Origin of the sequence: Paraburkholderia franconis (assembly GCF_009362735.1) — a bacterium.
Lineage (GTDB): Bacteria > Pseudomonadota > Gammaproteobacteria > Burkholderiales > Burkholderiaceae > Paraburkholderia > Paraburkholderia franconis.
Genome location: NZ_WHNP01000023.1, coordinates 111,255 through 132,497, shown reverse-complemented (window position 1 = coordinate 132,497; position 21,243 = coordinate 111,255). Strand labels below are relative to the sequence as shown.

Genomic DNA, 21,243 nt, shown 5'->3' with positions numbered 1-21,243 from the left:
TCTGTACGCCGACCCACACTACCGTGCGATGCACAAAGCACGCGCGGCGGGCCTCGGCGCGCAACGCGCACGGCCGTCCGGCCGCCCCCCCCGACCCGCCCATGAAACGCAACAATGTGAGCCGGCACCATGAGCATCGACGGTGCGCGGACGCACAAACGCCATCGTGCGCGGCTGGCAGAATCGGGCAACCGATGGACAGGCGTCGGCGCCGGATGCCCGATCCGCCTCCGCCTGTCTGCAAGAAGCACCTTCCCGACTCTCGACACGGGCGCGGCACATGAGGCAGATGGAAACCACGCAGGACCGCGCGGGCAGCGCTGACGCCGGGGCGCGAGCGGCGGGCACGGCTCCCGCCGCGACCGCGCCGCGCGCGCGCGTCATGCGCGAACGCGCCGCCGCATGGTTTCCGTACGCCGTCGCGGGCGTCGTCGCGCTTGCGCTGGTGCTTCGTCTTCCGACGCTCGCCAGCCGCTCGATCTGGATGGACGAGGCCTACAGCTACTGGTTCTCCAGTCTGTCGTGGACGGATCTGTGGACGAAGACGCCGACTTACGAAACCCATCCGCCCTTCTACTACTCGCTGCTGAAACTGTGGACCGCCTGGGCAGGCACGTCTGAAGCCGGCATGCGTTCGCTGTCGGTGCTGGCGAGCGTCGTCACAGTTGCGCTGACGGCCTTCGCGTCGCGTCTGCTGCGGCTGCCGAGGCGGTACGCGAGCGTCGGCATCGCGGCGGCCGTGCTGCTCGCCGTCAACGAAGGCAATATCGAATATGCGCAGCAGGCGCGTCCCTATGCGCTTCAGACACTGTTCTGCGCGCTGCTGATCCTGCTGACGGCGAGCATGCTGCGCCGCATGTTCGACGCGCAGCGCGAACATGCGCGAATCGGATCTGGCGTGCGCCTCGCAGTGCTGTCGGGGCTCGCGGGCGGCATCGTGCTCTGGCTGCACAACACGAGCCCCTTCATCATGTTCAGCAACTCGATCGCGAGCTTTGCCGCGATCGCGCTGTTCTCCCGCTACAGGCGCGCCGACCTGTTGCTCGCGACCGGCTCGCTCGCGCTCAGTCTGCTCGTATGGAGTCCGTGCGTGCCGATCCTGCTGATCGAAAGCCGCACCGTCGCCTCCGCGTTCTGGGTGACGATCTCGCCGAAGATGCTCACGTGGCCCTATACGCTCGCGGCGGGAGGCAAGTACGCGTTCATCCCCGCTGCGGTCATTGCCGTGCTCGCGTGGCTGAACATGTTCCGCAACAACCGCGGCATGGCGATCTATGTCGCGTCGATGTTGCTCTTGCCCGTGATGTGCGTCTTTACGATCTCGTATCTGTTCACGCCCGTCTTCATCACCCGCACGTTTGCGTGGATGGCGCCGCTCTTTCTCTTCGTGGTCTCGCTGGGACTCTTTGGGGCCGTCCCGTCGCCGGGCCTGCGGCATGGGCTGCTGGCCGTGCTGATCGTGCTGGGCCTCGTACAGTGCGTCGGCTATTACCGCACGCCGACGGAAGACCTGCGCGGCGCCGTGCGATATCTGCGCGACAACGTCCGCGCCGGCGACGCCGTGCTGCTCTATCCGAACGAGATGGAAGTCGGACTGCACTACTACGCACGCGACATGGCCAACCCGTTCGAACTTGCAGCCGTCCCCGCGCGTTATCCGGCGCTCGGCCTCACGCGCCCCTATCTCGGCAGCAACAAGGGCGCGCCCGCGGCGATCGAAAGCGACCGGGCGCAGATCGATGCGCTGCTGGCCACGCATCCGCGCGTCTGGCTCGTCGGCGCCTGGCAAGACGCAGATGGCGTCCCGAACGTGGTGGGCAGCGAACTCGTCAGGCAACGCGGCGAGCCCACTGCGTCAGCCGATTTCTTCGGAATCGGCATCGCCCTGTTCGGCAAATAGACGGCGCGTCGCCGCGTTCCGCACGGTAACGCCCGCGCGAGCCCAGCACCGCGCATGGAATTGCCAACGCCGGCCAGCACCGCGCATCGAATTGCCAACGCCCATCGCGCGACGCGCTGTCACAAACTCGGCGGCTTGGTTGGCTCCAGCACAGAACGCCGGGCGACGGGGCCGCACAATCCACGGCAATGCGCACGATCGACGGACGGCGGCGCGAACACGGCCTGCCGGGCTGCCGTCGGCCAATACACAACGCGAAAGGGAGCATCACGATGGGATGGAAGGGCTCGCTCGCCGAAGTACCGCTTTGGTTTGCGGGCCGACTGGGTCCGCAGCCCATCGGTTCACGCAATGAAGCGCCCCGCAGCATTCTGGTGCTGCGGCCAAACGATCTCGGCGACCTGCTGACGACAACGCCCATCTTCGAAGCCTTGCGACGGCGTTTTCCCAATGCCCGGCTCGTGGCGGGCATCGGGCGCTGGGGCAACGCGATCGTCGAAAACAATCCGTTCGTCGACGAAGTCCTCGAACTCGACGCCCCGTGGCACAACAAGGTCGTGCGCGACCAGTCGGTGGGCGCCGCGCTGCGTTTCATCCGCGATTCCGCGCAGGTGCGCGCGGCACGCGAGCACGGCGGCTTCGACGTGGGCATCGACGTGGTCGGCAGTCACTTCGGCCTGCTGCTGATGCTGCGCCTCGGCGTTCGATATCGGATCGGCGTACGCGGCTATCACGGCGGCTGGAGCGGCTGTCACGACCATATCCGGTTTTCGCCGACGGTCCATGTGTCGCGTGCGGCGCTCGCGCAAGCCGAGTTGCTCGGCGCGCACGACCTGCCCGAAGCGAGGCCGCAACTGTATCTGACCGACTTCGAGCGGGTCCAGGCGGCCCATGTGTGGCGCGCGGGCGCCGTCGCAGGCCGTCGCCCCGTGCGGCTCCTCGTCGGATGCGCCGCGGGCCTGCCCGACAAGAGCTGGGCGCCCCAGGCGCTGGGCGAGGCGCTCGGCCGCGTCTCGCAGGCGCTCGCTCAAGCGGGCGGCAGTGACATCGTCATCGTCGGCGGCGCAGCGGAAACGTCCTGTGCGCAAACCGTGATCGAGCACAGTGGCGCAGCGGCCGGCATACGCTCGCTCGCCGGACAGACGCCGCTGCGCATGACCTTCGCACTCGCCGAGCAGGCCGACGTCGTGATCACGAACCCATCGATGCTGTTGCACACGGCGGCGGCGTTCAGGCGGCCGACTGTCGCCGTGCTCGGCGGGACCTTCGGCGACGCGCGCGGGCACGACGGCGCATGGGGTTACTCCGCGCCTTACGGCAGCGTCGGACCCGAGAACGGTTTGCCGTATGGGCACATCTCCGGCTGGCCGAGCGTCGAGCGCGTCGTGCAGGCCATTCTGGAAAAGATCGCCGGGCACGCTGTCTCGCATAGTCCAGACCGGCTGTCGATCGGCCTCAACTGAAGCGCGTCGAATCCTCAATGCAATCTTCCCGGTCCAGTCTGAGGCGCAACGGCATCGCCAACTTTCTTGGCGGCGCGCTGCCGATGATCGTTTCGCTGATCACGGTGCCGCTCTACCTGAAGCACATCGGCGCGGAGCGCTACGGCGTGCTCGCCATCGTCTGGACCTTGCAGGGCTATTTCGGCTACTTCGACTTCGGGCTGTCGACGGCGACGGCCAACCGGATCGCGCAGCTTTCCAAAGCGTCCGAACGCGAGCGGGAGTCCGTGTTCTGGACGGCATTCGTCCTCAATGCGCTGTTCGGGACGCTCGGAGGCGTCATCCTGTACTTCGCCGGAAGCTTTCTGTTCGCGCACTTCCATATCGCGCCGTCGATCAGCGCAGAGGTCATCGGGTCGTTGCCGTTCATCGCCTGCGCGATTCCCATCGCGACGCTGACCTCCGTGTTCGTCGGCGCGCTGGGCGGCCGTGAACAGTTCGGACCGCTCAATGCCGCGCAGTTCGCGGGCGTGCTGATCTTCCAGACCGTGCCCCTGCTTGCGGCGCTGCTGATCGCGCCGCAACTGCAGTACGTGATCCGCGCGGCCGTGCTCGGCAGCGGCGTGTCGCTGCTGATTCTCCTCTTCGTATCGATCCGCGCGTTTCCGCTGCGCTTCGACGCCCCGCCGCAGCGGCGCCATCTTAAGCCGCTGTTTTCGTATGGCGCGGCCATCATGGTCAGCAATTTCCTGAGCCCGCTGCTGGATTCCGCCGACCGGCTGATGATCGGCAGCATTCTCGGGCCCCAACCCGTCGCGTGGTATCAGGTGCCGTTCAATCTCGCCACCCGCGCGAAGATCCTGCCCGCCGTCTTTTCGCGCACGCTGTTCCCGCGCCTGTCCGCGTTGCCGACACGCGATGCCGTCGAACTCGCCGTGCGCGCGACGCACGCATTGTGTGTGCTGATCACGCCGCCGATCGTATTCGGCATCTTCCTGATGCAGCCGTTCATCACGCTGTGGGTCGGCCATGACTTCGCCGTGCGCACGACGTCGATCGGAGAAATCATTCTGATCGGCGTGTGGGCGAACGCGCTCGCGCACATACCCGGCAGCCATCTGGCGGCAGGCGGCCGGCCCGGTATCGTCGCGTGGTTCCATACGCTGCAGGCCGTCCCGCTGGTGGCGCTGCTATGGTGGACGCTGCATCACTTCGGTCTGGTCGGCGCGGCGTTTTCATGGACGTTGCGCTACGTCGCGGAGACCGTGCTGCTGTTCTGGGCCGCGAAACTCGGCGGCGGCCTCGCGCGCTATCTCGTGCTGCCGACACTGCTCGTCACGGCATCGTTCATCGCAACCGTCGTGTTTCCGCCGACGGCGATCGCGCGCCATGTGTGCTGGTTCCTGATGGTGGCGGCATCACTCGCATGGGCGCTGCATGCCGAACCGGCATGGCGCAAGTGCGCCGTGCGCGAGCTGCGGCACATCTTGTCGAAGCGCTTTCGCGCGCCGCGCGCACGTTCGGCCTTCGACGCCGGCATGCCCGCAAGCGCGACGCCGCCGCCCGCGAGCGCCGGCGAACCCGTCGCACGCCAGTAAGCCCCCGCGCCGCAGACCATGCCATTGTCGTAGCGGCCCGGCGCCGCTGCGTCCGAAGCGCGCGAACAACGGGCGACACAGATGTGGTGGCGCGCACAGATTCTTGCGGCACGGTCGTGCACAGTGGCAGCAATCGCTGGACATTCGCCCATGTACAAATCGCTGCAGTGATGTCGCGGGCTCGCGGCCCTGGTCGCCGCCCGGGCGCCGGATCATGTCGCAATGGATCGTGAATACGGGGCAGTCGTTACCGGGCCGTCATTACGGGGCAGTCATGCGCAAACATGCAACGATCGATTCATTCGAAGGCGCTCGCGGGCTCGCCGCGTTGCTGGTCGCGCTCTACCACTTCGGCCTCTTCAACAGCTTCGGGCTGACCTATCCCGGCTTCATACGGTACGGCTATCTGTTCGTCGATCTGTTCTTCGTGCTGAGCGGATTCGTGATCTGCTCGTCCTATGAGAGCCGCCTGAGCGACGGCGCCGACTTCTGGACCTTCGTGATCCGCCGCTTCGGGCGGCTCTTTCCGCTGCTCGTCTTTTCCACGCTGATCTACGTGCTGCTGCCCAACGCCTATGTGCTGGCGAAGCAGATACTCGTGGCCTTCGGACATCAGGGCATGTTCAGAAATCCGGGAGTGTTCGATTACACGATGCCATCGGCGGCCGAGATACTCACCACGCTGACGATGACGCACGGCCTCGGCATGTTCGATCATGCGATCCTCAACTACGCGAGCTGGAGCATCAGCGCCGAGTTCTACACGTACCTGCTGTTCGCGGGCATGTGCATCGCGCTGCCGCCGCGCGCGCGGCTCGTGGCGATGGCCATGCTGAGCGTGCTCGCGTATGCCGTCACCTGCTGGGCGAGCATCGCGTGGCACGATTGCATCGCGAAGACGCGATGCCTCGACGTCACCTACGATTTCGGCTTCGCGCGTTGCATCGCTTCGTTCTTCATGGGATGCGCGGCGTTTCATGTCTCGCGCTACGCGGCCGCGCATGCGAACAGGCTGCAAGGCATCGCGCTCGCGGCGACGGTTGCCGTGTTCGCGTGCCTGGCCGATGCTCCCGCGATCGCGCTTCTCCTGCCGCTCGTGTTCGCGCTGCTGATCCTTTCGCTTTCGTCAGATCGCGGCTGGGCGGCGAGCTTGCTCAAGACGCGCGCCGCGCAGATGCTCGGGCAGCGTTCCTATTCGATCTATCTGATGCACCCGCCCCTCATCTGCGCGTTCGGCTATGTCGTGCGTGGCGCCTGGAGGCCCGCGATGGGTGCCGCCGTGCTGCTCGCGTATGTCCTCGCGCTGATTGCCGTCTCGGGCTTGACCTATCGCTTCATCGAAGTACCCGCTCGCGACGCGTTCAATCGCTGGGCAGCAAGACTGCGCACGCCGCAAAGCGCCGAATATTTCGCGCGTCAGGACTGAAACCCGGCAGTCGTGAACGACGTCGGGAACAACGTGGGGAACGGCATCGGAAGCATGATGCCTCGCACCCCTTCGCATGCGAAGCGCGCAAGGCCAATGCGCCATCAGAAGTTGTCGATCGCTTCCCGATAGACCTGCGCGACCTGGGACGCCACGACCCCTCGATCGAAGCGCGCGCGCGCATAGGCACGGCAGGCGGCGGCATCGGGCAGCGTGCGCGTGCCACGCAGCGCCTCGATGAGTCCTGCACCGATCGCGTTGAACCCGGCCGACGAAAACACCAGATCCGGCGACAGCGGCATCACGGCTTCGGGCAGTCCACCGACGGGTGTCACGAGCACGGGCGTGCCGCACGCGAGCGATTCGATCGTCGTGAGGCCGAAGCCTTCCAGCGCGACGGTCGGCACCACGCTCATGTCGGCGGCGGCATACCAGAGCGGCAGCTCCGCATCCGGCACGAAACCGGCAAAGCGCACGTGCCGCTCCAGTCCGCGCGCCGCCACGCGTGCCTTCAGCGCCGCTTCGAGCGGACCGCGGCCGGCGATCGCGAGTATCACGTCGGGTGCCTTCTGCACCACGAGGAACATCGCGTCGATCAGATCCTCGATACCCATGCGCCACACCAGCCGGCGCACGCAAAAGAGAATGCGCCGGTCGTGCGGCAGTCCGAGCGCAGCACGCGCGCTTGTGCGCGTCACGCCCGTGTCGAAGCGCGCGATGTCGACGCAGCCGGGCACCACACGAATGCGGTCTTCGCGCACGCCGTAGCGCGTGTGCAGAATGTCGCCGAACGCCTTCGACAACACGATATGCCGCGTGCCGCCGCGATACACGAAGCGCTCGACCGAGCGGCGCGCGCCGCGCGCCCATGCGCTGCCGCCTTCGGGCACTGTCTCGTCGGCCCACGGCCCATGAAAATGCACGACGCGCGGTACGTTGTTGAACACGCCCGCCGTCGGCGCCGCATACAGCGCGAAATGCGTCGCCACCACGTCCGGTCTGCGCGCGCGCTTCAATTGCGACGACAGCGTGCGCGCGCGCCACAGACGCGGCGCAAGACGCGACTCGGGCGCCGCGAACGACTGCACGTGCCCGCCCGACGACGACGCGACGGCATCGCTGCCCGCCACCAGCCCGCGCACGCTGACGCCTTGCGAGGGCAGCGACTCCACCAGTTCGACGAACATGCGATCGAGACCGCCCGGCCGCTCCGCGAACCAGTGCATGCCGATCTGCAACGAATCGATCGGGCCGCTCATGAGTCCGCCGCCGCAGCCGGGCACTCGACGCGTTCCGCTTGCGTGCGCGGCGCGGCCTCGCACGATGCGCCCAGACGTTCGTAGAGCGACAGATAGCGCGCGGCCATCGCGGACCAGCTGAGCGATTTCGCCAGCTCGCGCGCGGCCTGCCCCATCTGGCGCGCGCGATCGTGTGCGTCGACGAGTTGCCCGACGGCACGCGTCAACGCGGTCACATCGTCGGGATCGTCGAGCACGATGCCGCAGTGCGGCCCGATCACTTCCGCGCCGCCCGCCGTGCGCGCCGTCACGACGGGCAACGCCGACGCCAGCGCTTCGAGCAGCGCGAGGCTCATCGCCTCGTAGCGCGATGGAAACACGAATGCATCGACGGAGCGCATCAGCGCGGGCATGTCCTTCACGAAGCCGGCGAAATGCACGCGTGCGCCGATACCGAGCGCTTCGGCCATGCGCGGATATGCGCTGTCGCGCGCGTCGCCCGCGACGAGCAGATGCACGCGCGCCGGCATCGACACGAGCGCGCGCAGGACGGTATCGAGATTCTTTCGCGAGATGCGCAGATCGCCGGCGAACAGCAGCATGAACGCATCGGATGGCAAGCCCAGGCGCTCGCGCTCGCTCGCGCCCGGCGCGAATTCGTCGATATCGACACCGTTATGAATGACCTGCATCTGCGCATTGCCGACGCTGCGTCGTTGCAGCTCACCTCGAACTTTCTCGGACACGGGAACGATCACCCGCGCACGGCGAAACGCGTGCGCTTCGAGCAGCGCATTCAGCCGGGTGAACGTGACCTGATAGGCGTCGTACGGACGGCGCCAGAAGCGAAACGGGTAGTAGCCGCTGCGATACCAGCCGTCGTGAACGAAGTGAACCGAATTGACGTCGGCGCGCGCCCACGTGATGAAACCGTTGACATGCACGATGTCAAATTCGTCGCGATGCGCGCGAATCCAGCGCGCGGTCCGCCATGCGAACCACTGGTACCGCAAGAGCCGCGTCGGCACGCGCGCTTCGGGCACGGGCACGCAGCGCGCAAGCGTCTTCAGCTCCGGCGCCACGTTCGTCGCGAGCAGCGTCACGGCATGGCCCGCCGCCAGCGCCGCGCGCACAATCTCGTAGTTGACGCGCCCCTGGCCGTCGTTCTTCGCGACGACATGGGTCACGATCAGGATTCTCATAGCCTCACCTTGTACAGGGGTGTCGCGCCACCACGCAGAGGCGTGCGCTGTTGTTGCGTGCGTGCCGTGGGCGCCATCGCCGCGGGCGACGCCGCGGGCGCCGGCGTCCGCGCGGCCGCCTTTTGGGCCGCGTGCGCCGTGCGGCGCGCGTGACGCAGGCCGATCACGGGCAGCATCACGCCGATGAAATAGAACATGCCCGTCACGCCCACCAGCGTGTTCGTGAACGTCATCATCGCGAAGATCGCGAGCGAGACGCCTGCCCCGCAGATCGCGAGACGGTCTTTCGAGCGCACGATGCTCGCAAGAAACGCCCGCCACATCAGCAGGAGAATGCCGCCGACATAGAGCAGCGAGCCGGGCCAGCCCAGCACCGTGGGCACTTCGAGAATGCCGCTGTCGACGGTCCCGGCAGGGGATGCCGCCTTGGTCGGATCAGACGAAAGCTTGGTTCCCAGCCCCGTCGAACCGAGACCGTCGCCGGAAATGTTCGAGAACGCCGCTGACAGCCAGGCTTCATAAAGCATCTGGCGCGACTGGAAGCTGTTGTCGTTGCTGATGTCGCTCATCGTCTGCATGCGTTTGAGCACGCCGTCGGACACCTGATCGAACATCATCACGGGCGAGCAAAGCGCGGCGATGCCGACGACTGCGCAGAGCAGCTTCAGGCGGCTCCTGCCGTCGAGCATCGCGACGGGATAGACCAACCCGATCACGAGGCCGCCCCAACAGCTGCGCACCGACGTGAACAGCAGCGCGGACGCGGCGGACAGCATCATCGGAATCCGCATGAACTCGCTCGAAGCAAGCGATATCTGCAGCAGGTACATGATCGTGACGGCGAACGGGCCTGGCGAATTCATCGTGCTCCATACCCGCAAGCCGTAAGGCACGGGTTTGCCGAACGAGGTTATCTTGACCGCAATGATCCAGAACACGTCCCACGGCGGCACGAAGATGTACTGGATCACGCCGTAGACGCCCATCACGAGTCCGCCATAGACGGCCGTTCTGAGCAGCACGCGCTGATAGTCCGGGTAATGCTGCCAGGTGACGTTGAGATAGAACGCCACCAGCGGCGGAAACAGCCAGTTGACCAGCGTGTAGACGGCGGGCCCGAAGCCCGTCTGCGCGACGCCGACAATGAAACCGTACGTGAGCCCGACCACGATCAGGATCAACGGCGCGTTGCGGCGCTGGCCGAGCGTATTCGCGCTCGTGATCAGCGACAGGCCGCAAAGCGCCACGGCGAGCATCGGCGCCATCATGATCATGCTCTTGTCGTTGAACGAGCCGTTGACGAAATCGGCGAGGCGCCGCAGCCACGGCGAAAGAAAAAACAGCCAGCAGACAAATCCCACGTAATGAGGCGGCGACTTGCGATACAGCCAACACGCAATCACCAGCGAGCCAAGCGGGAACAGAAACTCGACGGGCCGCGCCAGATGCACGGCGATCAGCACGATGCTGAGCACAAACAAACCGATCGGCACCAGCACCGTCTTGCGCGTCGCGCGAACGCGCGCGCGCGCCCGCCTTTGCAGGGAACGCGGCGCCTCGCGCGGCACGCCGGGCGCGCGGCGCGTCGGCGGTGGCGTCATCGCCATTACAGCAGCTCGAACGTGCCGCCGAACGCAAGGCCATGCCGCGCGCGGCGGGCGTCGCCCGATTGCGTCTTATTGTGACGATGGCTGCAGGACAGGCCGATATAAGGCGCGCCGTGCTCGAGGAACGGCCCTTCTGTCTTTCTGAAGCCGAACTGCTCGTAAAAGCTCTTGAGCCCCTCGGGCGCCGTCACCCGCACGGGACGCCCCGGCCAGCGCTGCGCAACGGCCTGCAGCGCGCGCTCGATGAGCATCTCGGCCGTGCCGTCGCCGCGCCGCCTCGGGCTCGTCATGATCTTGTCGATCACCACTTCGGGGTCTTCGTCGTCGCCCGGACGCAGACGCGCATACGCGAGCACGGGCATCGGACGCGACATGTCGTCCACTGCGAACACATGCAAGGCCTTCTCGTCATGGCCGTCCGCATCGAGACAGACATGCGCCTGCTCGACGACGAACACTGCGCTGCGCGCGCGCATGACCAGATAAAGTTCGCGCGCAGTGAACTGTTCGAACTCGAGTGTTTTCCAGTTCATCATTACGTTTCCCCAGAACGTTTCGGGCGGCCGTCAAGCCCGTTGCCACGACGACACAGTACGCTCCCGGACCCTTGTGTTTCCGTGCGCCAGCGCACCGACGTTGCTGCGTCGCAATCCGTTAAATACGGACAACCGGCGCACTGGTCCGTCCCGTGCACGACCCTCGCTGACCAGGTGTCACTCGTGCATGCAAGCGCGCACGCGTCGCCGGACTCGAAGCAACCCGCTCTCGCCAAAACACTCTGAGGGGCTCCGTTCATGAAAACAGCACTGCGACGCATTCTTTCCGAATCGGCACGGCTCGATGTACCCGCCGACACGCTTGCCGACGACGCAGACCTCTATGCTGCAGGCCTCTCGTCGCTCGCTACCGTGCACCTGATGCTCGCGATCGAAGACGAATTCGGCATCGAGATTCCGGACCGCATGCTGACGCGCCGTCTCTTTTCCAGCATCGATTCACTGGCGGCTGCCGTCACCGAACTGCAACTGGCAAAGGCGGCAGCATGAACGCGCCGCTGATGCAGGCAGAATCCGCCGCTGCGTCCATCGCGTCCGAAGCGTCCCAGGCACCCGAAGGGGCCGCGCTCGTCGCGATCGAACCGGAACCGGCCTGGCGCGCGGCCGCGCAGCGCGCCGCGCAAATCGCGGCGCAGCATGCCGACTCGGTCGATAGCGAAGCGCGCTTTCCCGTCGAGGCATTCGACGTGCTCCGGCGCGAACGTCTGCTGTCCGCGATGGTGCCCGCGCGCTTCGGCGGCGCCGGGCTGTCGCTCGCCGACGTGGCCGCGATCTGCGAAATCCTCGCGCAAGGCTGTGCGTCGACGGGGATGATCTACGCGATGCATCAGATCCAGGTCGCGTGCATCGAGGAACACGGCAGCGGGTCGGCGTGGCACCGCGATCTGCTCGCGCAGCTCGCCGAAAAGCAGTGGCTGCTCGCTTCCGCGACGTCGGAAGAGACGATCGGCGGCAATCTGCGCACGAGCGCGTGCGCCGTCGAAATCGATGGCGACATGTTCCGCATCGAGAAGCTCGCGCCCACCATCTCGTATGGCGCACAGGCCGACGTCATTCTCGTGACGGCGCGGCGCACCGCGGAATCGGCGCCATCGGATCAGGTCATGATCGTCACGCTGCGCGACGAAACGCAGCTCGAAAAGCGCGGCAGCTGGGACTCGATGGGCATGCGCGGCACCTGCAGCGAGGGCTTCCGGCTCGTCGCCACGGGCATCGCCGGACAGATTCTGCCGACGCCCTTCGCCATCATCGCCGACCAGACGATGCTGCCCGTCTCGCACACGCTGTGGGCCTCCGTGTGGACAGGCATCGCCGCCGACGCCGTGAACCGCGCGAAGGCATTCTTCCGCGCGCAGACGCGCGGCAAGCCTGGTTTCGTGCCGCCGTCGGGCATACGTCTCGCGCAAGCCGTCGGGCTGCTGCAGATGATGCAGGCGCGCCTCTCGGTTGCGCTCGACGCCGCGCGCGCCGCGCATCAGGCGAAGCTCGGCGCCTGCCAGGCGGATGCGCCGCTGTCCGCGATGCTCGGCTTCGCGTCCGACATGAACACGCTCAAAACCAGCATCTCGACGACGGCCCTTCAGGTCGTGCAGGAAGTGCTGCTGATCTGCGGCATGGCGGGCTACAAGAACGGCACCGAGTACAGCGTCGGGCGGCATCTGCGCGACCTGCATTCCGCGCCGCTGATGATCAACAACGACCGCATCGCGATGAACACGGCGAGCCTGTTGCTGGCGCAGCGTCCCGCCGCGCCGGGGAGAGCCTGAAATGAACACGATGACCGATACGGCCGCGCTCGCCGCATCCGATGCGCAGGCCGCGGGCGCGGACCCGACGCTTCGTGAGCGCCTTCTCGCGAAGGGCATTCTGATCGACACGGGCGAAAACGGCCTGTATGGCCGCAGCCAGGTGTTCGAAGATGTCGTCGAGCGGTTGAATGCGGCGATCACGCATCTGGGCGCCGATCAGGACCCCGAAGTGCTGCGCTTTCCGCCCGCGATGCGCCGCACGGACTTCGAAGACAGCGAGTATCTGAAGAGCTTTCCGAATCTGGCCGGCACGATCCATTCGTTCTGCGGCACGGAAGCGGGCCAGCAGCGCCTGTTGCGCTGTCTCGACGACGCGATGAAGGAAAGCAGCGACGACCGCGACACCGAATGGATGTCGCAGCAAAAGCCGACGCGCGTCGTGCTGACGCCCGCCGCGTGCTATCCGATCTATCCCGTGATGGCGCGGCGCGGCCCGCTGCCCGCCGACGGCCGCACGATCGACGTGCTGTCGTACTGCTTTCGACATGAGCCGTCGCTCGATCCCGCGCGCATGCAGATGTTCCGCCAGCGCGAGTACGTGCGCCTCGGCAACGCGCAACAGGTGATGGCGTTCCGCCAGATGTGGGTCGAGCGAGGCTCGCTGCTGGTTTCGCTGCTCCAGTTGCCCGTCGACGTCGACCTCGCCAACGATCCGTTCTTCGGACGCGGCGGCAAGATCATCGCCGACAGCCAGCGCGCGCAGGCGTTGAAGTTCGAGCTGCTGATTCCCGTCGCGAATCCCGACAGCAAGACGGCCTGCCTGTCGTTCAACTATCACATGGACCACTTCGGCGCGATCTGGAAGATCGAATGCGAAGACGGCTCGGTCGCGCATACGGGATGCGTGGGCTTCGGCATGGAGCGCATCACGCTCGCCCTCTTCCGCCATCACGGGCTCGACGTGAACACATGGCCCGACGACGTGCGCGCGCTGCTGTGGGGCGATACGAAGGCGCGCATCGAGCAGGGTCTTGCGGGAGCGGGCGCATGATTCCGCCCGTCACGTCCGCTCTGACGGCCATTGCCGGGGGCGCCGCAACGGGCGCCGCCGACGCGCCTCGGCCGATGCGCAGCCACGCGTCGCATCCGCTGCATCAGGGCGAGCGCGTATGGCAGGAAACGAACTGCTACATCGACCTGTGGATCGAGCTGCTGCACGGCTTCGGCCTCGATCCGCGCGCCGCGTTCGCGTTCACGGTGACGCAGGACTTCGAAGGCGACCAGTTCACGTTCTTCAAGTTTCCGCTCGAAGACATCGAGCGCCTGTACGGCACGCAGGTGCAGGAGCTGGCCATCTACGATTCGCTCGAAGACCGCGTGTTCGCGCAGACTCAGCGGGGACATACGGTGCTCGTCGAAGTCGACGGCTATTACCTGCCGAATACGCGCGCCACGTCGTATCGCCGCGAGCATCCGAAGACGACGGTCGGCATCGACCATATCGATCCCGCCGCGCGCCGGCTCGGCTACTTCCACAACACGGGCTATCACACGCTCGACGGCGAGGACTACGACGGCGTGTTCCGCAAGCTGCCGCAGTTCGAGGGACAGCCCGAGTATCTGTTTCCGTATGTCGAGTTCGCCAAGCAGGCGCGGCCCGCGCTGGAAGGCGTGGCGCTCGCGCATGCATCGGCGGAACTGCTGCGCGCGCACCTGGCGCGCAGGCCGCTGCGCAATCCCGTCAGCGAATGGCGCAAGGCCTTCCCCGCGCATCTCGACATGCTCCTCGAGCGCGGCGAGCCCTTTTTCCATCCGTATTCGTTCAACCTGATGCGGCAGCTCGGCGCGAATTTCGAGTTTCTGTCGAAGTATGTGATCTGGCTGTCGGCGCAAGGCTTTGGGATTCCACAGCCGATTGCGGCGTCCGCGCAAAGAATCGCATCGGAAGCAATGGTGATGCAGTTCCGTCTCGTGCGCGCGATGGCGCGGGGCCGGCGCGACACCTGCGACGACTGCTTCGACGTGCTCGAAGCCGCCTACGAGCGGACCATCCCGCCGCTTGCGTCGCTGACGCTGTAGCGGCTGCCGCGGCGAACGCGCCTCGGCGGGCGCGTTCGCCGCCTCAACGGAACACGCTGTGCGCGCCTTGCCAAACGACCTCCTGGCGCTCGTGCCGCAATGTACGAGCACCGCTTCCACCACCTCAACCTGCACGGGCGACGCCCTTCGTGCATCCTGCTGGCCGCGGCCGCTCACGCACGGCTGGCAATGCGTGACGACGAAGCCCGGCGCATGCGCGACACCCGCCGATCTGCCCGAGGCCGGCTGGCTGCCCGCGCAGGTACCCGGCACGGTCGCATCGGCATGGCGCGCGGCGGGCCTGCTCGATATCGAGCGCGCGCCCGCGTTCGCATTCGACGACCACTGGTATCGTCTGCGGCTCGCGGGCCGGGGCGCGCAGCGCCTGCGCCTGCACGGACTCGCGACGCTCGCCGAAGTCTGGCTCGACGGCGAACGGCTGCTCACGTCGGATTCGATGTTCGTCACGCACGACATCGCGTTCGAGCTGCACGAGGACGCGACGCTCGCGTTGTGCTTCCGCTCGCTTGCGTCCGCGCTCGGCGCGCGCCGCTCGCGTGCGCGCTGGCGGCCGCGTCTCGTCACGCCGCCGACGCTGCGCAATGTGCGCACCACGCTGCTCGGCTACATGCCGGGCTGGTGCCCCCAGGTGCAGCCCGTCGGCCCGTGGCGCGCGATCGAATTGCTCGGCAGCGCGCCGCTCGCCATCGATCGCGTCGACGTGAAGACCCGGCTCGACGGCGACGACGGCATCGTCACGCTGGCGCTCACGTTCGTGCACCCGCAGGCGAGCGATGCGATCGAGGGGCACGCGTCGCTGATATGCGCGAGCGTCGAAGGCGCTTGGGAAGCCCCTTTGCAATGGTACGCCGGCCATCCGAACGCGGATACGCCGGCGGACGCGTCAAAACGCACGCTGACGGGCTCGCTGCGCATTCCGAAGGTCGAGCGATGGTGGCCGCACACGCATGGCACGCCGACGCTGCATGAGCTTGCCGTGCGCATCGGCAACATGCAGACCGGTACGCGAACCGGTACGCGGACCGATACGCGGACCGGTATTCAGACCGGTATGCAGATCGAACTGGGCCGCGTCGGCTTTCGCACGATCGATGTCACGCGCGGCGACGATGGCGAAGGCTTCGCGCTGAAGGTCAACGGCGTGCCCGTGTTTTGCCGCGGCGCGTGCTGGACGAGCGCCGACCTCGTCACGCTCGCCGGCTCGCCGCAACAGCTCGCACAGGCCTTCGCACTCGTGCGCGATGCGGGAATGAACATGCTGCGCGTGGGCGGCACGATGGTGTTCGAGTCCGACGCGTTCTACCGTCTCGCCGACGAGCACGGCATCCTGATCTGGCAGGACTTCCCGTTCGCGAACTTCGACTATCCGAACGACGATGCGTTTGCCGCAACGGTCGCGCGCGAAGCCACGCAGTTTCTCGCGCGTACGCGGCATGTCGCGTCGCTCGCGGTGCTGTGCGGCGGCAGCGAGATCGACCAGCAGGCCGCGATGTTCGGCCTGCCGACCGCGCAGCGCGCGCAGCCGCTATTCACCGAACGGCTGCCCGCCATCGTCGCGAGCGAGCGGCCCGACGTGCCCTACGTCGCGCATTCGCCGACGGGCGGCGCCTGGCCCTTCGCGACGCGCACGGGCATCACCCATTACTACGGCGTCGGCGCCTATCAGCGCCCGCTCGACGACGCGCGCCGCGCGCAGGTGCGCTTCGCGGCCGAGTGCCTCGCCTTCGCGAACGTCCCCGATGACGCGACGCTGCACGATGCGCTCGGCACGATCCACACGCATGATCCGTGCTGGAAGAATGCGGTGCCGCGCGACCCCGGCGCCGGCTGGGATTTCGACGACGTGCGCGATCACTACCTGCGCACGCTCTACGGCGTGCAACCGTCACGGCTGCGCTACGAAGACCCGCAGCATTATCTCGATCTGTCGCGTGCCGTCGTCGCCGACCTTTTCACCGACGTATTCGGCGAATGGCGCCGCGCGGGCTCGCCGTGCGGCGGCGCGCTCGTGTGGCAGCTGCAGGACCTTCGGGCAGGCGCGGGCTGGGGCGTGATCGATGCGACGGGCCGCCCGAAAAGCGCGTGGCATGCGCTCGCGGGCGTGCTGCAGCCCGTGCAGGCCGTCATCACCGACGAAGGGCTGAACGGCCTCGACGTGCACCTCATCAATGAGACGAATCAGACGCTCGGCGTTCAGCTCGACATCGTTTGCCTGCGCGATGGCGCAGTCAGCGTCGCACACGCGAGCCGCGCGCTCGAGCTGGCTGCGCGCCGCACCGAGCGCATCGCCGCAGCCGATCTGCTCGGCCAGTTCTTCGATTTCACGCACGCGTACCGCTTCGGCCCGCGCGCACATGACGTGACCATCGCGACGCTGCGCGATGCCGCGAGCGGCGCGGTGCTGTCCGAGGCCTTCCATCTGCCGGAGCGCACCGCGCTCGAGCGCCACGACCTCGGCCTCACGGCGACGCCCGAGGCCTCGTCCGATGGCTGGCAGCTCGTGATCGAAACGCGCCGCTTCGCGCGCTTCGTCCATATCGCCGATTCGCACTTTCGTGCGCGACGCGACGGGTTTCATCTCGCGCCCGGCCGGCCCGTGAAGGTTCCGCTGATCCCATTGCACGCAAGTGATACAACCCGGACACCCGATGGAGAAGTTCGCGCGATCAACGCAACGGCCGCCGTCTATTACCGCTAAACGTTTTCGTCCCGCGGCGATAATCATCGCAATCCTTTTGACTGAAGTAATGGCGCCCCACGCCGACACTTGCGCAGCGGGCGTTGGCTTTTGTCCGACACATTCGCGCCTTTAAAAACGAGGCTTTTGATCAAAATCGCAATCCGTGCGCCAGCACACAAAAGGAACGGAACACATCTGAATCAAAACGCGTTCTATCCGGAAATCACTTATTAAAGGGCTTTCAGGCATGAACGTATTACTCGAACGCCTGCGACGATATTCGCACTTCCTGATGAATCAGTGACTTACGATTCACAAGTTAATGCCGTTTCTCAAATCTCCTGAAAAATGGCATTGTGCAAATCTGAAACAAAACGATACGTTTTGCGGCGTTGGGTTTCATTATGTGCGTCGCTGCGCCGCATCAGTGCTTGTTTTCAGGTCAATTGGCACAGTCCTCGCTAAATACCCGGCGCAGTGATCACCAGCGTGAATGACAGAACTTGAACGGGCGCATTCGCGAATGGTTTGACGGGGCCGGTCTGTACGCTTCTTGCCGCAAGCCAGGCGGCAAGCCAAAAAGAAGCACAGCACCGGGTTAAAAAATAAGGGAGTCGTGCAGCGCGCGGCTTCTTGCGAGGACCGATCATGCTTACGCTTCAATCCGACCTGCACGGCAACCACTTGCTCGGCGCATTGCCCTCCCACGAGTGGCAGGCCATTGCCCCTCACCTCGAACTCGTTCATCTGCGCACGGAACAACTGCTGTGCGATTCCGGCCAACGGATTCATCACGTCTACTTCCCCACCACGGCGATCATTTCGATGCTGTCGACGATGGAAGACGGCGGCTCGGTCGAGATCGCCGCGGTAGGCCGCGAAGGCATGACGGGCGTGCCCGTGCTCACGGGCGGCGAGACGATGCCGAACCGCGTGCAGGTGCAGTGCTCGGGATTCGCGTACCGGATGTCGGCACAAGCGCTGCGCCAGCACTTCGCGCGCTCGGACTTCCTGCGCCGCCTGATGCTGCTCTACATGCATGCGCTGCTCACGCAGGTCGCGCAGACGGCCGCCTGCAACCGCCATCATTCGCTGAGCAAGCAGCTTTGCCGGTGGCTGCTGATCGAGGTCGATCGCGTCGCATCGGATGATCTTTCCGTCACGCAGCAACTGATCGCCGACATGCTCGGCGTGCGCCGCGAAGGCATCACGGAAGCGGCGGGCAAGCTGCACAACGACGGCCTGATCCATCACAGCCGCGGCCATATCCGCGTGCTGGACCGCAAAGGTCTCGAAGCCCGCGCATGCGAATGCTATGGCCTCGTGAAACGCGAATTCGACCGTCTGCTGCCGCGCCTGCATCAAGCGGAAACCGTGTGAGCTAAGGCTCCATTATGTTCAGGAACGTTGCGCGTTGCCTCGACGCGATCTTCGTGATTGCAGGCGCGCTCATCGCCCATTGGGCACGGTTTCCCGCTTCGTACGAACTCGCGGATAACGAGAAGCTGCTGATCGCGTTCAATTGCGTGCTGGTGCTGCTGCTCTTTCCCACGTTCGGCATCTACGAAACGTGGCGCGGAAAGCCGCTCGCCGTGATGCTCGGGCGCGTCGCGATAGCATGGCTCGTCGCGGTCGCGCTCGGGCTCGTCCTCGTCTTCACGCTGCATCGGATGGACACCGTGTCGCGCCTCTGGTTTGGGTATGCGACGGTGGTCTCCGGGACGATGATTCTCGCGACGAAGTTCGCCGCGCATCTGGGATTGCGGATGATGCGCCGGCGCGGACTGAACTTTCGCACGGTCGCGCTCGTTGGTGCGCCTGGCTTTACCCGCACGCTGATGGCGCGCCTCGAGCGCGCGCCGCAGGCGGGCTTCAAGCCGGTGTGCCTGTTCGACACCAGCGCCGATATGGGCGACGTCCTCGACACGGGCGAGCGGGCGCGCGCAGGGCGATTGCCGATGCTGCGCGACCTCGACGAGTTCGCGAAGAAGGTCCGCGACGAGCACATCAACGAGGTGTGGCTCGCGTTGCCGCTTTCCGATGAGCATGTGATCTATCGGTTTCGCCGGACGTTCCAGCACGACTTCGTGAACCTGCGCTTCGTGCCCGACGTGCGCAGCCTGTCGCTGTTCAATCACGAGATCGTCAGCGTGGCCGGGCTGCCCACGATCAACCTCGATGCAACGCCCGTCTCGTCGATCCAGATGTGGCCGAAGCTGATATTCGACCGCCTGTTCGCGCTCGTCGTGCTGGTCGCGCTGGCTCCCGTCTTCGCGATCCTCGCGCTTGCCGTGCGGCTCAGTTCGCCGGGGCCGGTGTTCTTCACCCAGGAGCGCAAGGGCATCGACGGACGACCGTTTTCGATCTACAAGTTCCGTTCGATGACCGTGCATCACGAATCGCATGGACAACTGACGCAGGCAGCGCGATTCGATGCGCGCGTGACGAGGATCGGCGCGTTCATGCGGCGCACGAGCATGGATGAGCTGCCGCAATTCTTGAACGTGCTGCTCGGGCAAATGTCGGTTGTCGGGCCGCGCCCGCATGCACTCGAACACGATGACCTCTACAAGGATCTGGTGTACGGCTACATGTACCGGTATCGCATCAAGCCGGGCATCACCGGATGGGCGCAGGTGAACGGCTATCGCGGCAGTACCAGCAAGATCGAAAAAATGGAAGCGCGCGTGAAGTTCGACCTCTTCTATATCCACAACTGGTCGTTCTGGTTCGACATGCGCATCGTGCTGATGACGATATTCAAGGGCTTTGTGGGCCACAACGCTTATTGAAAGAAGGTACGGGGTTCAACGTGAAAGTCTCTGTGGTCGTGCCGACGTATCGACGCGTAGGCGATCTCGCACGCTGCCTCGCCGCGCTCGATGCGCAGACGAGGCGGCCCGATCAGGTCGTGGTGATCGCGCGCGCCGACGATCGCCCTACGCTCGAATGGCTCGCGCGCCATGCCGACACGCATCGCGGCATTCGCGTGCAGGTCGCGCACGTCACGATCGCGGGCGTCGTCGCCGCCTATAACCTCGGCATCGAATCCGCAACGGGCGACATCGTCTGCTTCACCGACGACGATGCCGCGCCGCACGCGGACTGGGTCGCGCGTATCGATGCCGCGTTCGCAAACGATCGAACGCTCGGCGGCATCGGCGGGCGGGACATCGTTCACGAGCGCAATGCGGTTCTCACGGGACACAAAAAAGCGGTCGGTCTCGTGCGCTGGTATGGACGCGCGATCGGCAATCATCACATCGGTTGCGGCGCACCGCGCGTCGTGCAGGTGCTCAAGGGCGTGAACATGGCGTTTCGCCGCGATGCCATCGGCCCGGTGCGTTTCGATCAGCGTCTGCGCGGCAACGGCGCGCAGGTGCATTGCGAAATGGCTTTCTGTCTGGAAGTAGTCCGGCGCGGATGGACGCTCGTCTACGACCCGAACCTGCTTGTCGAGCATTACCCGGCCGTGCGTGGCGACGAGGACCAGCGCCACATTTTCAATGCCGCGGCTTTTTATAACGCGTCGTTCAACCTGCGGCTGATCATGTGCGAGCACCTGTCGTCGATCGGCCGTTGGGCATTCGTCGCCTACGTGACGCTCATCGGCAATCGCGCGGACCCCGGTCTCGTGCGCGCGCTGACGCTCGCGGCGGGCGGCGAAAGCATCACGCTTGCGTTGCGTAAATGGTGGGTCGGACTGCGTGCGATGCATCGCGCGTGGCACGAAGCCATCCGTTAG

Annotated in this window: 16 protein-coding genes; 12 read left to right on the top strand and 4 right to left on the bottom strand. The window is 65.8% G+C overall.

What is annotated here, in order from left to right:
• Positions 1-280 precede the first annotated feature (280 nt).
• The 4 genes from GCT13_RS23965 to GCT13_RS23950 all read left to right on the top strand — a co-directional run bounded on the left by GCT13_RS23965 (position 281) and on the right by GCT13_RS23950 (position 6,366).
• Entirely contained in the window at positions 281-1,900 is a 1,620-nt protein-coding gene (locus GCT13_RS23965; RefSeq protein WP_193727745.1) for a glycosyltransferase family 39 protein, read from the top strand.
• A 188-nt stretch (positions 1,901-2,088) separates the two neighbouring features.
• Positions 2,089-3,363 (top strand): glycosyltransferase family 9 protein, encoded by a 1,275-nt coding sequence (locus tag GCT13_RS23960; protein ID WP_227746977.1) that lies wholly within the window; start codon positions 2,089-2,091, stop codon positions 3,361-3,363.
• Between the two features lie 17 nt (positions 3,364-3,380).
• The gene (locus GCT13_RS23955; RefSeq protein ID WP_152762282.1) at positions 3,381-4,940 is read left to right on the top strand and encodes a flippase; all 1,560 of its coding nucleotides are present in this window, start codon (positions 3,381-3,383) and stop codon (positions 4,938-4,940) included.
• Positions 4,941-5,214: 274 nt separating this feature from the next.
• A complete protein-coding gene (locus tag GCT13_RS23950) occupies positions 5,215-6,366 on the top strand; it encodes an acyltransferase family protein (protein ID WP_193727744.1) in 1,152 nt (383 codons plus the stop codon).
• Between the two features lie 104 nt (positions 6,367-6,470).
• Here the strand turns inward: GCT13_RS23950 and GCT13_RS23945 are convergent, their stop codons facing one another.
• From GCT13_RS23945 to GCT13_RS23930, 4 genes are read right to left on the bottom strand one after another with little or no spacing between them, the layout of a single operon-like run.
• Complete coding sequence (locus tag GCT13_RS23945) at positions 6,471-7,625, bottom strand: glycosyltransferase family 4 protein (protein WP_152762278.1); 1,155 nt, start codon at positions 7,623-7,625, stop codon at positions 6,471-6,473.
• Positions 7,622-8,806, bottom strand: a complete 1,185-nt coding sequence (locus GCT13_RS23940; protein ID WP_152762276.1) for a glycosyltransferase family 4 protein — start codon at positions 8,804-8,806, stop codon at positions 7,622-7,624. The genes GCT13_RS23945 and GCT13_RS23940 overlap by 4 nt, the downstream gene beginning before the upstream one ends.
• A complete protein-coding gene (locus GCT13_RS23935; RefSeq protein WP_193727743.1) occupies positions 8,803-10,413 on the bottom strand; it encodes a hypothetical protein in 1,611 nt (536 codons plus the stop codon). The genes GCT13_RS23940 and GCT13_RS23935 overlap by 4 nt, the downstream gene beginning before the upstream one ends.
• Positions 10,413-10,946 carry a GNAT family N-acetyltransferase gene (locus tag GCT13_RS23930; RefSeq protein WP_152762305.1) on the bottom strand — a complete coding sequence of 178 codons (534 nt, stop codon included), beginning with the start codon at positions 10,944-10,946 and terminating at the stop codon, positions 10,413-10,415. Before GCT13_RS23930 ends, GCT13_RS23935 begins: the two co-directional genes overlap by 1 nt.
• Positions 10,947-11,207: 261 nt before the next feature.
• On the opposite strand from GCT13_RS23930, the gene GCT13_RS23925 reads away from it, so the two are divergent.
• From GCT13_RS23925 to GCT13_RS23890, 8 genes are all read left to right on the top strand, one after another.
• Positions 11,208-11,459, top strand: a complete 252-nt coding sequence (locus tag GCT13_RS23925; RefSeq protein WP_152762274.1) for an acyl carrier protein — start codon at positions 11,208-11,210, stop codon at positions 11,457-11,459.
• Positions 11,456-12,736: an acyl-CoA dehydrogenase family protein gene (locus GCT13_RS23920; protein WP_152762272.1), complete on the top strand. Its 1,281-nt coding sequence runs from the start codon at positions 11,456-11,458 to the stop codon at positions 12,734-12,736. Before GCT13_RS23925 ends, GCT13_RS23920 begins: the two co-directional genes overlap by 4 nt.
• A 1-nt stretch (position 12,737) precedes the next feature.
• On the top strand, positions 12,738-13,769 hold the full coding sequence (locus tag GCT13_RS23915; RefSeq protein ID WP_152762270.1) for an amino acid--[acyl-carrier-protein] ligase: 1,032 nt from the start codon (positions 12,738-12,740) through the stop codon (positions 13,767-13,769).
• Between the two features lie 74 nt (positions 13,770-13,843).
• Complete coding sequence (locus GCT13_RS23910; RefSeq protein WP_227746980.1) at positions 13,844-14,797, top strand: DUF1839 family protein; 954 nt, start codon at positions 13,844-13,846, stop codon at positions 14,795-14,797.
• 67 nt (positions 14,798-14,864) lie between these two features.
• Positions 14,865-17,516 (top strand): glycosyl hydrolase 2 galactose-binding domain-containing protein, encoded by a 2,652-nt coding sequence (locus tag GCT13_RS23905; RefSeq protein WP_227746976.1) that lies wholly within the window; start codon positions 14,865-14,867, stop codon positions 17,514-17,516.
• A gap of 630 nt (positions 17,517-18,146) precedes the next feature.
• Positions 18,147-18,878, top strand: coding sequence for a Crp/Fnr family transcriptional regulator (locus GCT13_RS23900; RefSeq protein WP_090861816.1), 732 nt, complete (start codon positions 18,147-18,149; stop codon positions 18,876-18,878).
• 14 nt (positions 18,879-18,892) lie between these two features.
• Positions 18,893-20,290: an undecaprenyl-phosphate glucose phosphotransferase gene (locus GCT13_RS23895; RefSeq protein ID WP_152762266.1), complete on the top strand. Its 1,398-nt coding sequence runs from the start codon at positions 18,893-18,895 to the stop codon at positions 20,288-20,290.
• A 20-nt stretch (positions 20,291-20,310) separates the two neighbouring features.
• Positions 20,311-21,243 (top strand): glycosyltransferase family 2 protein, encoded by a 933-nt coding sequence (locus GCT13_RS23890; RefSeq protein ID WP_321574576.1) that lies wholly within the window; start codon positions 20,311-20,313, stop codon positions 21,241-21,243.

Excerpts from the sequence above, each read along its gene's own strand:
- GCT13_RS23955 (WP_152762282.1), top strand. The coding sequence starts at position 3,381 with ATGCAATCTTCCCGGTCCAGTCTGAGGCGCAACGGCATCGCCAACTTT.
- GCT13_RS23960 (WP_227746977.1), top strand. The coding sequence starts at position 2,089 with ATGCGCACGATCGACGGACGGCGGCGCGAACACGGCCTGCCGGGCTGC.
- GCT13_RS23895 (WP_152762266.1), top strand. The coding sequence starts at position 18,893 with ATGTTCAGGAACGTTGCGCGTTGCCTCGACGCGATCTTCGTGATTGCA.
- GCT13_RS23935 (WP_193727743.1), bottom strand. The coding sequence starts at position 10,413 with ATGGCGATGACGCCACCGCCGACGCGCCGCGCGCCCGGCGTGCCGCGC.
- GCT13_RS23940 (WP_152762276.1), bottom strand. The coding sequence starts at position 8,806 with ATGAGAATCCTGATCGTGACCCATGTCGTCGCGAAGAACGACGGCCAG.
- GCT13_RS23965 (WP_193727745.1), top strand. The coding sequence starts at position 281 with ATGAGGCAGATGGAAACCACGCAGGACCGCGCGGGCAGCGCTGACGCC.
- GCT13_RS23915 (WP_152762270.1), top strand. The coding sequence starts at position 12,738 with ATGAACACGATGACCGATACGGCCGCGCTCGCCGCATCCGATGCGCAG.
- GCT13_RS23930 (WP_152762305.1), bottom strand. The coding sequence starts at position 10,946 with ATGAACTGGAAAACACTCGAGTTCGAACAGTTCACTGCGCGCGAACTT.
- GCT13_RS23900 (WP_090861816.1), top strand. The coding sequence starts at position 18,147 with ATGCTTACGCTTCAATCCGACCTGCACGGCAACCACTTGCTCGGCGCA.
- GCT13_RS23945 (WP_152762278.1), bottom strand. The coding sequence starts at position 7,625 with ATGAGCGGCCCGATCGATTCGTTGCAGATCGGCATGCACTGGTTCGCG.
- GCT13_RS23950 (WP_193727744.1), top strand. The coding sequence starts at position 5,215 with ATGCGCAAACATGCAACGATCGATTCATTCGAAGGCGCTCGCGGGCTC.
- GCT13_RS23925 (WP_152762274.1), top strand. The coding sequence starts at position 11,208 with ATGAAAACAGCACTGCGACGCATTCTTTCCGAATCGGCACGGCTCGAT.
- GCT13_RS23920 (WP_152762272.1), top strand. The coding sequence starts at position 11,456 with ATGAACGCGCCGCTGATGCAGGCAGAATCCGCCGCTGCGTCCATCGCG.
- GCT13_RS23910 (WP_227746980.1), top strand. The coding sequence starts at position 13,844 with ATGCGCAGCCACGCGTCGCATCCGCTGCATCAGGGCGAGCGCGTATGG.